This window comes from Vibrio sp. CCB-PB317 (assembly GCF_022808245.1).
GTDB classification, from domain to species: Bacteria; Pseudomonadota; Gammaproteobacteria; order Enterobacterales; family Vibrionaceae; genus Vibrio; species Vibrio diabolicus.
The window spans coordinates 1326718-1340357 of record NZ_JALGNU010000002.1; the positions used below are offsets into that span (position 1 = coordinate 1326718).

A 13640-nucleotide genomic window follows, 5' to 3' on the forward strand; every position below is an offset into this window, starting at 1 on the left:
TCCCTTAAAAGTAAACCTGTTCAATGCCGCGAGTATTATCAGAAATTAACTCACTGCCTTCTAACTTGAGCTTGATGTAGTACTCGCTCTTCTCTTCAATGACTTCAACTTTACGCCATGACGAACCATCAATATCACGAAAGGCCACAGAAAAACCGACGGCACGAGTGTCAGGGTCTAGCGTTAGCATTTCATGAACTTTTCCACCTGGCTGTATTTGATATTCATAACGTTTGATGTACTCATCACCCAACGACGCTTTATCGTTTTCAAACAGCGCAAAAAAATCTAAGCTTCGGAATAGAACTGGCGAATTTAATTCGTGAAGACGGAGAATGACCGGAGATGACTGCCCCCCATCTCTCACATTGAGTACAGGTGACGCCTCAATAACCAATTCAATGGACGAAGTTTCTGGTGTGATACCCGTGGACTCTTTAAATTGATCCCACATGGAACAACCGGACAACATGGCAAATCCGAGTAATACGGCGATACTACGCATGGTTTCCCTTAATCACTTTGTTATAGTTTTTCTTAATCAGCCCTTTTAAGGATGTTTCGTTGAGCAGGCGACGATTGTTAGAGTAGAAATCTAAATATTCGCCCCACAGTTTTGACTTCGTTGAGAACAAAGATTGACTCGCCACTTTGTTAGCAAATGCAACGGGATCGTTCGTCTCTGATTGTTCTAAAATGAGCTCATTAAGCGCTTTATTAAACGTGACTTGGTGGTCATTCAACTCATCAAGCATTTGTTCTACCAGTTCATTTGGAGCCAGTAGATGTTGGCTATTGAGAGTCAGCATCAGCTCCGCAATGTTAGAGTTAGACTCACTCGTACTCTGCTCTTCTTTCAAGGACTCTACTTCGTGTAATTCTTTCTGCAGGTTATCAATACATAAGCGCAAACAAGTGCCCATTTGTTTGAATAACTGAGCTTCATTCGTCATTAGCTCAGAATTTCGAATCCCCAAACCATCAAAGAACGCTTGTGCTATATCTTGAGAACAGGCGGTTGCTTCGATACCCGCTTGCTCTTTAGTCGTACTGTTTATCGTAGGTTCTACCGCAGGCATTTGCAGTTGCTGATTAGCTTGAGAAGAGGGAGTAAATGACTGTGTCATCTCTTCCCATTTTGAGCCTTTAGCAGTATGTTCGACGATCTCCTCTGTGGAGTTAGGTGCATGATGCTGTCTTTGAACTGCCCTATCTAGAATCGTCGTTTGGGGTTGAACCGTCTCTTCTGAGACAATATCTTCTCTATGTGGCGTACCGTTCTCTACCTCTATCCCTAACGAACCCTTTATTGATGCGTTACTCTTGGTCTCCGTAGCCATCCAATCTTCAGGGATGAGGCTTGGCTGATCGAACTCGGAGTATATGCTGAAACTGTCATCGACCACCTGACGTGTGCTTTCCACCGTTTTAGGCTGTTCAGGTTCTGGATGCTCATCGTCACGAATTAAATAATCATCATCTCGCTGCATTGAAAAGTTAAGGTGCGCAACAGGATCATGACAATCAATGTCATCCTGTTTAGTCTCCATAAACAAATCTTCTAAAGCGCCTACTTTTTCTTCTTCTTCGACAACTGCGTCTCCGAGGCTAACCAAAGGATCATTGGATACTCGCTCAGGGGCTATATCAGCGGCAATGTCTTGTGTCGAGGTAACATGCTCCAGAGAAACGCCAATTTCATATTGCCCTAAAGAAATGATATCGCCATCGACTATCGCAACAGGTTGATTTTTTAGTATTTTGTTCCCGTTAACCATAGTGCCATTGGTGGATACGTCACTAATATAGTAGGTATCTCCATACACACTGATTAGGCAATGAGTGCCTGATATAAAGCGGTTGTGATCGGTTAAAGACACACTACAACTTGGTGAACGCCCCATTGAACCGCCACTCTCGGGCATTTCAATGTGCTTAGCACCCGTGTATTCCTCTGGGCATTTAGAAATAAATAGAACTAGCTGATTTGAGTGCATCTATATACCTCAAAATAGCATAGAAACAGACAGTTCAAGCCCACCTATCCCATCATTGATAACTGGGAGAATATAAGAGGCTTGAGGAATGATTTGTATATGAGCATCTGGGTTACTACCTAGCTTAATGACTGTACCAACGGCGATAACTGCACCCAGCTCGAACTGATCGATGTCCTCGACACTCTTATAGCGGTAACCTTCTGGGTCAACTTGCCAACGGTTTGAATATTGTGAGTAACCTGCAGATAAACCAGCACCTACGTACGGTGTGAAAACGCTCCAAGAAGCCAGCGCATATTGCGGTACAACACGAAGTTCATAGTTAGTTACTTCTTGATATAGACCGCTAGCTGGCGCTTCGATATCTTCTGCTAGGTAGTTAAGCCCTAACCACCAGCGCCAACGGTTATTATTTTCATCAATAGGGCGAGAATGAACCAAGCCAAACCTTAGAGTGTCTTGTTCACCACTGTTACCTTCTTCGTAATTAATGCTATCGATAGTCAACATACTGGCAGAGAGTCCATAACGCTCTCCCTTTGCTACTGCAAAAGAAGAAAATAGACACATGGCTGAAATCAGCCCGATTTGACTTGGTTTTAGCATTTCGTCCCTCTAGGAAAACCGATATTCTACTTAGAGGCGAAAGATATCAATTATATTCTCTTTTTCAATAAGCCTAAAAAAACACCTATAACTTAATACATTTCAACTATAGGGTTGGTTATTTTACCTACAAACAAAAACTAATGGACCGAACTGAGTTAAAGCAATGAGCCTGTAAACCTATTTAATTAAATAAAAATTAAGAAGGCTCTACCACCAATTTAAGAGGGCTAATTTAAAGAACACAGGCGAACAAAAAACAGACAAAGTTAACAATTTAGTCACATTTATTAACTCAAAAGATCGACTTCGTCATATATAAGGCTCTCCTTAAAAACAAATCGAACTATTGACATTAATATTATGAACAAAGATCACACTAAGGATAATTTAATTTATTTTTTAAGTGTTTTTATTATCTAAACAACTTCTTTTATCTATAGAATCACTTCGGTAATGCACTGCTTACAATTTAATATAACAGCAGTGGAGTCCTATATACCTTAATACTTCTATATGATCAGTTGGAATTTGCCTTATGTTTTTTAGCGACTTCGCTCGAAGACCAATCGATGAAAATAACCCAAGCGGCTCTAACCCTAATGGCTCTGAAGACTTTGACGAAATAAAACGTCAAATAAATAATCTTAATAAAGTCACCGGAAGAGTCTCTTGGAAAACGGTTCAAACACTCTCAAAAAAAATCTTGAGCACTCACGCAAAAGACTTACGTTGTTGCTGCTACTTCACGGTCGCATCAACATATAACGATGGTCTAAGAGGCCTTGTTGAAGGGTTAAATTCATTGCTTGATGTGTGTGTCGTCTATTGGAACACCGCATACCCTGAACATTCAAAGTCAAAAGCACGAATGAGCGCAATTGAATGGATGGTGGAGCATACTGAAAAACGTATTAATAAGCACCGTGCGTTGCCGGAAGAACTTCCACTGATTGAAGCTGCGCACCAGTTGTGTTTAAGAATAGAGGAAGAGCTTCGCCTTCATTACGGTATTCAAGCGCCTTCATTTGGTCGCATTCGTCGTATCTTAAATCAATGGGCTGAACAGATAAAAGAACAACAACATGCCATAGAGTTACGCGAGAAAAAACAAGCAAATACTAACGCTTCAGCTTCCGCACAGGCAACACCTGAAATTAAAGTGAATGTATCTCCCTCTCCTGCCCCGGACTCGCCATTCCCCCTCAACAACAGTGAAAAAACGAACCCAACAAAGTCCGGCCGATTTATGATCTACTTCATCATTGGCTTGATTGTTACGGCGATATGTTCACATTTTGTGTACGAACAACAACGCTATCGAACGCTGGAGCAAAAAATTAGTCAAGCTTCACTTAATGAACTTGTAAAGTTGGTCGCCTCGTTAGATTACGAAAATAAAAAATATGCCCAGTCACTAAAAACACCAACTATTAATCGCGTAGATATTATGATGAATAACTGGTTTTTAGACTCGGCCAAAGTAAGTAACGTCAGCGAGCTCGATAGCTTGACCAATGAATTAATCGCAATCTATCCAGATTCATCTTCTGCCCAGCAGTTACGTCAAAACTTTTTGACACAGAGCGCTCATTTAGAAGACCAGTTTATGGATGTGTATAAGCGATTCTCAGACGCAAGAACGGTGTTTGCCAACGTAGCTAGACAGAATGTAGATAAGAACTCTAAAACGGCGTACGAATATAGTAACTCACTATTCCCGCTTCTAGGTCGTATTGAATACGCTGAAAAGTATTCACAGCAAAAGGAAATTGACCGCGCAACCCTTTTACTGAACATCTACCTATATAAATTGAGTCAGCTACAAGCTGAAAAAACTGACAATAAATAACAATACAATTAAAGAAGTTTTAGGCTTATGTTCAAACAAAAACTGTTTAGAAATCCAGTTGTGATTTCTACTATATTAACGCTTTTAGTGGCGATAACCATTACCGCTATTTATCTTCTTTTTCTAAAAGATGCAGATAAACTGTATCTTTGGCTGAGCCTTGGTGTTGTCGCCATTTTCTACGTCACTTTTCAATTCACACTATGGTTGAAAAAAAAGAACAGCGCTAAAGCTCAAAATTTGGAAACTGAGGAAGAAGCTCTTTCTATGGTTATCCAACCTCTTCTTGCTAACTCAGGCAAGAAACCAATTTACCTGATGCTTGGAAATAAAGGGTCAGGACGACGTCAATTTTTATTTAATTCTAGTGCAATTAAACCAATGGATCGCACGAGAACCGCTAAGAATGATTTTTTTGAATGGTACGAATCTGACAGCGCTGTATACATCAAACCTGACCAACGCTTAGTGTTTCAAGAAATATCAAGCAGTGATGCTTCTTTATGGAATACATTCATCGAAGAAGTGATTCGCCACCGACCTAGAAAACCATTTTCTGGCTGTTTATTCTTCATCGACTTCGAGTTCATGATCGTCTCTGAGCCAGAACAAAAAGAGTACACTATTTCGTCGTTATTGGAGCGCTTGAGCACTATCAACTCTAAAACGTCGTCAGCATTACCAATTTATCTAATTATGTCGAAGCTAGACAAGTTAGATGGATTTAAAGAATACATGCACTTTAGCTCTCTTAAGACACGTGTAGAGTTCCTTTCTATCCCGCTGAAAGAGGCCAAAGGTGTTTTTTCAGAATACTACCGTGATAGCTACCGAAATCTAGTTAAAGTGCTTGAAAGTAACGCGCTAGATGCATCAGCTAACTCAACAGATATCGACGAGAAACAGGCAATTCTCGCTTTCCCTAAGCAGTTTGAGCTATGTCAGTCTGAAGTCAGCTATGTTCTTGAGCGTCTGTGTGATGTTAACAACGGTGTTTATTCGCTAGATATCCGTGAAATTTTCTTTAGCTCAAGTTTACAAGGCGGTCGTAAATACAATTTACTAGCAAAAAGTTGTAGTAACTACTTCAACTTACCAATTATCGCCTCTGAGCATACCCAGTTGACGGAAACACCGTATTTTTCTCGCTTTCTGATTGATTCGCAAATATTGCCTGAAAGCGATTTTGCGGGAGAAAACAAGACGTATCTTCGTCTAATTCAGAGACAAAGCCGTTTAGCCATACTCGGCTCCATTATTCTGCTTGCTGGCGGTGGTTACTTTTTTGCAACTACGTTAGACAGTAATTTACATATGATGAATCAACTACTAAGTATTGATGACAAATCACAAGCAGAGCACGATGCAAGATTTAGTGAGCTTTTAGAAAATGCAACCAAAGCGATAGAACCGTCTTATGGGGCATGGCTTAAAGGTTCTAAGGCTTTAGATGAGGAAATATTACCACTCAATATTAGCCGTTTGGATCAAAGCACTCGCATTGCCTACGAAGCGTTACTTAAGGAAGTCGCTCAGCAGCTAATACCTCTGATTGAGAAAGGTTACCGCCTACAATTGGCACAAAATCAAAACGCTTTCACGCGCGCTTTACCTCTATTGAAGGGGTATTTAATGCTTAACGATCCATCTAAGCGTGATATCCGTTTTTTACGTCATCAAACACTCCAAATGATGAGTGATTTGAGTAACCAAAGTGACGTCGTTGATCAGGCCATGCGCTACTTAGACGCCTACTTTCGCACACAATTTGCTCCAATCGATATCAACATGGATCTTGTTCGCGCAACACGTCGCTCATTACTTGCAAATTCGAATGTCGACCTCGTGTATGCAGGCATTTTAAACGAAGCAAGCTCTATTGATTTAGGAACATTAGATCTGCAACGAGCCGTCGGTTTTGAGTTTAGCAATGTATTTAATACGCCAATCGATAGCGAACGCTTAATCGTCGATAAGATCTATACCTCCACTGGTTTTAGCACCTTTTATCGACCACGCGTGGACTTAATGTCACAACGAGTAATCAGCGACAACTGGGTTCTAGGTCTATCGCAACATGTCATCCCTACCAACGAAGAGCAAGAAGCCTTTAAAGAAGAAGTGCGAAAAAAATATACTGATGACTACATCAATAACTGGCGTAATGCGCTGAGTGAGCTCAAAGTCCAAAACTATGACAACGTTGGTGACCTGACCAACGCGATAGACTTAATCTCTGGCCCTTCTTCACCAATGACAACGGTATTGAAGCAGGTCTATGCCAACACACAATTTTCACCCGTTGGCGAAAAAAGCGCTCTAATTTCAAAACTTGACCCGAAACTCGCGGCAGCAGCAGATTCGGCATCAGATGCTGTAGAAGAAGTGGTAAAGCCTGATTACTTGCTAATGCAACGTGTTGAGCAAGCCTTTCACCTATTAAACCAGCTTCAAGTGAGTGAGACACCAAACTCCCCTACTCCTTGGGATGAGACCGTTGCAGCGTTGAGTCGTGTTCGCACCTACATGAAAGACATCGCCGACGCGCCAGATCCACAAATGGCGGCGCTAGCAGCAGCACAGCATCGAATGAACAGTACTGAGGCGGACCCATTAATCAAGCTTAAACAGATTGCACAAAAATCACCAGAACCCGTTCGCAGCTGGTTACTAGATGTGGTTCAGCAAAGCTGGTCAGTAATGATTACAGAGTCCGCAAAAGGCATCCAAACTCAGTGGTACAGTGAAATTTATACCAAGTTTAAAGAGATTGGATTGGGGAAATATCCATTTGACCTAACAGCGACCGAGGAAATCTCAATTGAAGATTTCGAATTGCTATTTGCTTCAGGTGGCTTGTTAGACACATTTATTCAGAAAAACTTTGCACCGTTCTACGATACGAACTTGTGGACGCCAAAGCAGGTAGATGGTGAGACGATGCCAATCTCTCCAGCCCTGCTAGTGCAACTACGCAACTATAATGTCATTCGAGATACATTAATTAATAAAAGCACCAACCGAGTTCATATTCCGTTTAGTGCAAGAGTACTCGACCTTGACTCTAGTGCAATTAGAGCCAGTTTAAAAATTGCGGATACCAATATGAGTTACTACCACGGTCCAAGCCGAATTCGTGAAATGGCCTGGCCACCGCAAAATGGTGACTTCAATATTAGTATCACACTCCAGGATGTAACCGACGAAGGTAGACAGCACGTTTTAAATAAGAGTGGTCAATGGGCGATATACAGATTGCTAGGTGACTCGACCTTGACAAACACTCATAACGGCAGCTTTGTCAGTGACATAAAAGTGTCAGGGAGGGACTTAAGCTTACGCATCACTCCATTGACGCAGAAAAACCCATTCACTCTTGCCGAGCTATATAACTTTACGCTCCCAGAGTCGATTAAATAACAATATAAAAACAAAATAGGCAGAACACATGATTTCAAACATGACTTTACAAGGTTTAGATAAATTAGATCGAAAAATACTTTCAAGTCTATTGTCAAACGGGCGTGAGTCTATTGCGAATCTATCTCGAAACATTGGTTTGTCTCGTACAGCAGTAGCAGAAAGGATTAATCGTTTAGAAAAGACCGGTATTATCAAAGGCTATACCGCACAAATTCGTGTAGAAAACGAAGGGCGCAAAGCCGCAAGCTATCTATTGATATCTTGTGAAAAGGGTAAGAAAAATGATGTAACAAATGCGCTTAAAGAAATCCCTGAGGTTCGCTTAACAAGCGTTGTTGGTGGCAACTTTGATATTATTGCCCTAATTGAAGCGCCCGATCTGCAGTCTATTCATCATCTTTGTAACGAAATTGAGTCATTTAACGGGATTCAAAGGCTTGATACTACCGTCGTACTTCACCAGCCGATCAGCCGTTAAGCTTTTCTGACCTTTTTGATGACAACATAAAAAGCCGCTCGTAGAGCGGCTTTCTTATATGCTTCCGATGACTCGGATTTTGGCATCTTTATCACTTGGGTTACCTAACCAGAATGTTTGTCCTAAGTGGTTCCCTTCCCCATTACCTAGCTTATTCTCTGGAATACTATCTAAGTTAACTGTCAACTTTAAGTCCCACGACATCGGGTCACGCAAAATGAAACGCATCAGGCCAACCAGTGTTTTGTGTAACTCACCATCGTAGGAAAACTGCTTAAATGTTTCAAAATCGATGCTGTCGATGCAGAGATTAAATTTGCCGTTTAAGTCCGCAATGCTTTGTCCTAAGTGCAAATTTTGCCCTAATATGCAATTAGCACGGTTGAGTTTATTCCGTTGGCTTTCTGCGATTTCTACGCGGCGATATACCCACTCTTCAATGCGCACGCTAGGCAACGAGAAGTAATGCGAAACAATACCGGAAATCAGCTTCGGCGAACGCGTACGCGTAGAAAGTTGGTTTACATAAGACAGTATTTTCGCTCGATCTAACTCTGCGACCTTACTATCTTGCATTACGCTAGATAGGCCTGCCAAGTGCAGAATACGTCCAGAGAAGGCATCACTTGCCCCGCTTTGGTACTGCACGTGATATCGGTATTTCTTCCAAACCCGATACAACAAACTGGTGTACCGATTATGGAAAAAATCAAAGAAATCTTTTACCGGATTGTCTTCAGGATCTCGCCCTGCCAGTTTCTCAGTATAAGAAGCAGGAAGTGGTGAGCTTGAACCATGCAAGCCAAGAAAGTTAGTTTCGACTCTAGAATACTGCTGGCCATTTCTCTCCATATGAGCAATAAAGTCCATATCGCTCTTTGGAAAAGATAAGTTTGGCGAAACGCTGAACTCAATACGTTCTTGGTGGAAGTACTTGTTCTCACCGACGGCGACAAAGTTAGAGTTCGGCTCTAGTTGATAATGCTTCTCTAGCAGCAAGACTGCTTGATAGAAACTAAACTCATTCGACTTATCAGAAAGTGTATTAATCATAGTATCGTCTGCTGTCCGATAAGACTTGCCCAGTTATAAACCTCGCCAGTCGCTTCATCAAACACTTCCAGTTCGGTAAAGGAGTTCACACTCGAATACAAACGGATGAATTCGTTAAGCACCGTCGCCATCAAGAACATGTCGCCTTCATTGACAAAAAATTTGGAATTGGTGACCAACTTAAACTGATTGCCTCGTACCGAAACGCCACGAAATACACGGTCGATTGGTTTCATTTCCGAAGAGATAACCCCATCAAGTCGATGAATGGATGCGCGGTGCGCTTGTCTGTCAACACGAGAGTGGAAATCATAGGTAGAGAGAAGCACTTTAAGTACATCAATATTTGCCAGCGATAAGTAGTTGAGTGACATATTCGCAATTAGCTGCCACTGAAGCTCACCATTCACTTGCGGACTGACCGATTGAGTGGGCTTGGTAATATTCCTAAACGTCGCATAGGTCGGTGATTTATGGGTCGCGTAAGTGATGTCCCCCACTGACAAACGTTCCGCCAAATCTGCGTTACTACATTGCAGTTTCATGAGTACCGTTTCTGTCCCCAGTTCCGCAATGTCCCCATTATGAGTATGAAATGATATGTAGCGCTCAAGACCTCTACCGCTTACACGCTCAGCGACTTTAGATTTGTAAAACTCGCGCTTATCTCGTTGGTTAATTTGATGCTCAAATGATTCAAATTCAATCAGAGACTTTCGACGACGCTCGTCTTTACTCCAGCTTTCCACTTGCTCAATGGAATAGACTTCGTAATGCTCCTGAGTGTTGCTTTGCGGACGTACCTTGTACTCGTTACGTCGGTGCTCTAAACGAATTGGATCGCCATCTTTTTCAAATAAATTAACGGCAGGCGTACAGTGCAATTTCAAGTGCTTATCTTTAAGCACCACTTCTGACGGTAATGCACGCTTAAAGTGGAATTTGATTTTGACCGTGCTACGTTGTGGAATGCCTTTTAGCCACTCTAAGCCTTTAATGTCGAAGAACATGAACTTATCTGGCAAAGAGAAGAATTCTTGCAGCAAACGATAACCTGCAAATGAATTTTTGCTGTATGGCAGGAGCGCTTCGTCCTCTTCATGCCCAACTGGCTTAACGTATTCTGGCCCTAAGCGATGTTTGTAACCACCACCAACATCTAATTCGACATAATCTAGGTAACGGAACAGCCATAAGAAGACAGTTCGAGTAATATGAATCTCGCCATGCAAGTGTAATCGCAGCGTGTCTAAACCGATCCGAGACAGTTCAAGACCATGCTCCGTCGATAAAGTCACATCAATCATCGAACTGGTGCGGCTGTTGGTCTGTTCGATGTTAGTGATCGTAATTGGGTATAGATTGACGTCGTAACAAGTACGGAACAAACATTGCGTGCCCTCTACCTGTTCACTCGCCATTTCTGCGCCACGTTTCACCACGGTTTTCTCAGTAACACTTCCGGTATGCGGTTTTAGTTCGCTAATGCACAAAGACGGAATCGAACGCATGTAATGTGGCCACAGCAAAGTCATCAGAGATTGCGTCAGCTCAGGCAGTTCATCATCAATCTTCTCGCGGATTCGACCTGTCAGAAAGGCAAAACCTTCGAGCAGTCGTTCGACATCTGGGTCAAAGGTTCCCTCAGAGAGAAAGTGAGTTAACTTCGGATGATATTTGGCAAACTCACTACCCGACTCACGCAAATACGTGAGTTCATCTTGAAAGTATTTACTGTTACTCAAGTGGCACCTACTAAACGTTAAATTGGCCGTCGGTTCCCATGTAGACGTCTATCGACATTGGGACTTTACCGCCGTTATGGGAAACTTCGCCGCGAATACCAAAGCCGAGTTGTAGCGGGTTATGGTGAGCTTCACGGTAATTAACCTCGACATTCAACAGTCGCGGTTCAAAGCGTTCTATGGTTGACGTGATATTTTTTTGAATGTGGCGAACTAGGTTCGTGTTGTTAGAAAGTACGTCATTAAAATCTGGTAAACCATACTCATTGTCGATCATTGCATTCCCAGAATGGGTATTCAGCAAATCTGCGAGATGAGAATGAATAGATTCAATCAAATGCTTGTGAGAAACGACTTTCTCGTAACAGTTTTTGGGTTCACCAAGCTCAATCCGCTCTAAAAGACGATAGCCTTTTTCCATCTTCACTCCTACGAAAAAAGCAGCCAGTCTTTACTGGCTGCTTTATGGTTTCAGCAATGGGTTATTGGTCTAACTTACCAACTAGAGACAAGTCGAAGCTTGCACCCATGTACTTGAAGTGAGGACGTACAGACATTGATACTTTGTACCAACCTGGATCGCCTTCTACGTCTGATACTTCAACCTTAGCAGCACGTAGTGGACGACGACCACGGACTTCTGCTGGCGGGTTTTCCTGGTCAGAAACGTATTGACGAATCCACTTGTTCAGTTCAATTTCTAGGTCTGAACGCTCTTTCCATGAACCGATTTGCTCACGCTGTAGCACTTTGATGTAGTGCGCTAAGCGGTTGATAATGAACATGTAAGGAAGCTGAGTACCTAGCTTGTAGTTCATCTCTGCTTGTTTGCCTTCTGGCGTGTTCGCAAACACTTTCGGTTTTTGAACAGAGTTTGCAGAGAAGAACGCCGCGTTGTCAGAACCTTTACGCATGGTTAGCGCAATGAAGCCTTCTTCTGCTAGCTCGTACTCGCGACGGTCAGAAACAAGAATCTCAGTTGGGATCTTAGTTTCGATTTGACCCATGGCTTCAAAGTTGTAAACCGGTAAGTCATGCACAGTACCACCGCTTTGAGGACCAATGATGTTTGGACACCAACGGTACTTAGCGAAAGACTCACTAATTTTTGATGCCATCGCGTACGCAGAGTTACCCCATAGGTAGTTGTCATGGCTGTCTGTTACTTGCTCATCGTAGTCAAACGCCTTAATTGGGTTATCTTCTACAGAGTAAGGTGTACGTAGCATAAAGCGAGACGTACATAGACCTAGGTAACGTGCATCTTCGTGTTCACGTAGACTACGCCATTTAGTGTATTGTGGGCCTTCAAATACTGACTTAAGATCTTTTAGATTCGGTAGCTCTTCATAGCTATCTAAACCAAAGAACTTCGCAGACGCCGATGTAATAAATGGTGCATGAGACATTGCACCCACGTTTGCCATGTACTCCATCAGTTTGATGTCTGGAGACGAAGCCGACATATCGTAGTCACAAATGACTGCGCCAACAGGTTTACCACCAAATTGGCCATATTCACGCGTATAGATTTGTTTGTACAAACCAGACTTCACCACTTCTGGTGCGTCTTCGAAGTCATCAAGAACTTCATCTTTCTTTGCAGAGATCAATTCAATTTGAATGTTCTCACGGAAGTCAGTGTGGTCAACCAGGTACTTAAGGCCACGCCACGTTGATTCAATCGCTTGAACTTCTTCGTTGTGAAGAATTGCATCGACTTGCTTAGACAGTTTTTGGTCAATTTCTGAGATCATCAGATCAACTAAAGACTGATCCACTTTCTCTGTGTTCGAGCTGCTTAGTAGCTCACTGATGAATGCTTCTACGCCGCGTTTTGCAACATCAAAACCTTCATCACTTGGCTTTAAACGAGTTTCGTTAAGAATGCTATCCAGAAGTGAGCCTGATTCAACTAAGGCTGCTTCTTGTTCTGGCGCTTGTGCTTCTGCAGACATGATATCCCTTACTCTTCTTTCGCTTCTTGGTCGTTACCAATGCTTAGTTCATCCAACAGTTTCTTTCTCGCGTCTTCATCTTGAAGTACTGATGCGATCTTCTTGCGGAACGCAGGAACATTACCTAGAGGGCCTTTCAGCGCCACCAAGGCTTCGCGAAGCTCAAGCAGGCTGTTTAATTCAGGTACACTTTTCGCGATCGCTTCTGGAGAGAAGTCCTTCATGTTTTGGAACGTTAGATCAACACCGATTTGGCCGCCTTCTTCATCAGAAAGACGGTTTTCAACGTTCACTTTAACGTTTGGAGACATGCCTTCTAGCACTTCGTTAAAGTTGTCTTTATCGATATTGATTGGAGTGCGTTCTTCAATTGGCGTCTCATCTGCACGTGCAGTAAAGTCGCCAACTACCATCATGCTTAGCGGCAGTTCTACGTCTTCTTGCGTATCGCCAGTTGCTGGAACATAACGGATATTAATTCGCTCTTTAGGAGCCACCGAGCCGTCACGTGACATAATTCGTTCC

The 13640-nt window shown here is 42.5% G+C and carries 11 protein-coding genes; 3 read left to right on the top strand and 8 right to left on the bottom strand.

The window, feature by feature from the left end:
* Positions 1 to 4: 4 nt before the first annotated feature.
* The 3 genes from tssJ to MTR11_RS15025 are packed head-to-tail and all read right to left on the bottom strand — an operon-like array spanning position 5 to position 2606.
* Positions 5 to 505: a type VI secretion system lipoprotein TssJ gene (gene tssJ, locus MTR11_RS15015; protein ID WP_005392625.1), complete on the bottom strand. Its 501-nt coding sequence runs from the start codon at positions 503 to 505 to the stop codon at positions 5 to 7.
* Positions 498 to 1997 (bottom strand): type VI secretion system-associated FHA domain protein, encoded by a 1500-nt coding sequence (locus MTR11_RS15020; protein WP_243327963.1) that lies wholly within the window; start codon positions 1995 to 1997, stop codon positions 498 to 500. Before MTR11_RS15020 ends, tssJ begins: the two co-directional genes overlap by 8 nt.
* Positions 1998 to 2006: 9 nt before the next feature.
* Entirely contained in the window at positions 2007 to 2606 is a 600-nt protein-coding gene (locus MTR11_RS15025; protein ID WP_005392629.1) for a hypothetical protein, read from the bottom strand.
* 538 nt (positions 2607 to 3144) lie between these two features.
* Between MTR11_RS15025 and MTR11_RS15030 the strand changes: the two genes are divergently transcribed.
* The 3 genes from MTR11_RS15030 to MTR11_RS15040 are packed head-to-tail and all read left to right on the top strand — an operon-like array spanning position 3145 to position 8359.
* Positions 3145 to 4458, top strand: coding sequence for a type VI secretion system ImpA family N-terminal domain-containing protein (locus tag MTR11_RS15030; RefSeq protein ID WP_243327964.1), 1314 nt, complete (start codon positions 3145 to 3147; stop codon positions 4456 to 4458).
* A 27-nt stretch (positions 4459 to 4485) separates the two neighbouring features.
* On the top strand, positions 4486 to 7878 hold the full coding sequence (gene tssM, locus MTR11_RS15035) for a type VI secretion system membrane subunit TssM (RefSeq protein WP_243327965.1): 3393 nt from the start codon (positions 4486 to 4488) through the stop codon (positions 7876 to 7878).
* A gap of 28 nt (positions 7879 to 7906) precedes the next feature.
* On the top strand, positions 7907 to 8359 hold the full coding sequence (locus MTR11_RS15040; protein WP_005373369.1) for an Lrp/AsnC family transcriptional regulator: 453 nt from the start codon (positions 7907 to 7909) through the stop codon (positions 8357 to 8359).
* A 54-nt stretch (positions 8360 to 8413) separates the two neighbouring features.
* Here the strand turns inward: MTR11_RS15040 and tssG are convergent, their stop codons facing one another.
* From tssG to tssB, 5 genes are all read right to left on the bottom strand, one after another.
* On the bottom strand, positions 8414 to 9412 hold the full coding sequence (gene tssG, locus MTR11_RS15045) for a type VI secretion system baseplate subunit TssG (RefSeq protein WP_006741089.1): 999 nt from the start codon (positions 9410 to 9412) through the stop codon (positions 8414 to 8416).
* The gene (tssF, locus tag MTR11_RS15050; protein WP_006741090.1) at positions 9409 to 11157 is read right to left on the bottom strand and encodes a type VI secretion system baseplate subunit TssF; all 1749 of its coding nucleotides are present in this window, start codon (positions 11155 to 11157) and stop codon (positions 9409 to 9411) included. The genes tssG and tssF overlap by 4 nt, the downstream gene beginning before the upstream one ends.
* A gap of 10 nt (positions 11158 to 11167) precedes the next feature.
* Positions 11168 to 11578 (bottom strand): type VI secretion system baseplate subunit TssE, encoded by a 411-nt coding sequence (gene tssE, locus MTR11_RS15055; RefSeq protein ID WP_243327966.1) that lies wholly within the window; start codon positions 11576 to 11578, stop codon positions 11168 to 11170.
* A 61-nt stretch (positions 11579 to 11639) separates the two neighbouring features.
* A complete protein-coding gene (gene tssC / locus MTR11_RS15060; RefSeq protein WP_005392635.1) occupies positions 11640 to 13115 on the bottom strand; it encodes a type VI secretion system contractile sheath large subunit in 1476 nt (491 codons plus the stop codon).
* A gap of 8 nt (positions 13116 to 13123) precedes the next feature.
* Positions 13124 to 13630, bottom strand: coding sequence for a type VI secretion system contractile sheath small subunit (gene tssB / locus MTR11_RS15065; protein WP_006741091.1), 507 nt, complete (start codon positions 13628 to 13630; stop codon positions 13124 to 13126).
* Positions 13631 to 13640 lie beyond the last annotated feature (10 nt).

Coding starts and splice junctions, on each gene's coding strand:
- tssJ (WP_005392625.1), bottom strand. CDS start 505: ATGCGTAGTATCGCCGTATTACTCGGATTTGCCATGTTGTCCGGTTGT.
- MTR11_RS15020 (WP_243327963.1), bottom strand. CDS start 1,997: ATGCACTCAAATCAGCTAGTTCTATTTATTTCTAAATGCCCAGAGGAA.
- MTR11_RS15025 (WP_005392629.1), bottom strand. CDS start 2,606: ATGCTAAAACCAAGTCAAATCGGGCTGATTTCAGCCATGTGTCTATTT.
- MTR11_RS15030 (WP_243327964.1), top strand. CDS start 3,145: ATGTTTTTTAGCGACTTCGCTCGAAGACCAATCGATGAAAATAACCCA.
- tssM (WP_243327965.1), top strand. CDS start 4,486: ATGTTCAAACAAAAACTGTTTAGAAATCCAGTTGTGATTTCTACTATA.
- MTR11_RS15040 (WP_005373369.1), top strand. CDS start 7,907: ATGATTTCAAACATGACTTTACAAGGTTTAGATAAATTAGATCGAAAA.
- tssG (WP_006741089.1), bottom strand. CDS start 9,412: ATGATTAATACACTTTCTGATAAGTCGAATGAGTTTAGTTTCTATCAA.
- tssE (WP_243327966.1), bottom strand. CDS start 11,578: ATGGAAAAAGGCTATCGTCTTTTAGAGCGGATTGAGCTTGGTGAACCC.
- tssC (WP_005392635.1), bottom strand. CDS start 13,115: ATGTCTGCAGAAGCACAAGCGCCAGAACAAGAAGCAGCCTTAGTTGAA.
- tssB (WP_006741091.1), bottom strand. CDS start 13,630: ATGTCACGTGACGGCTCGGTGGCTCCTAAAGAGCGAATTAATATCCGT.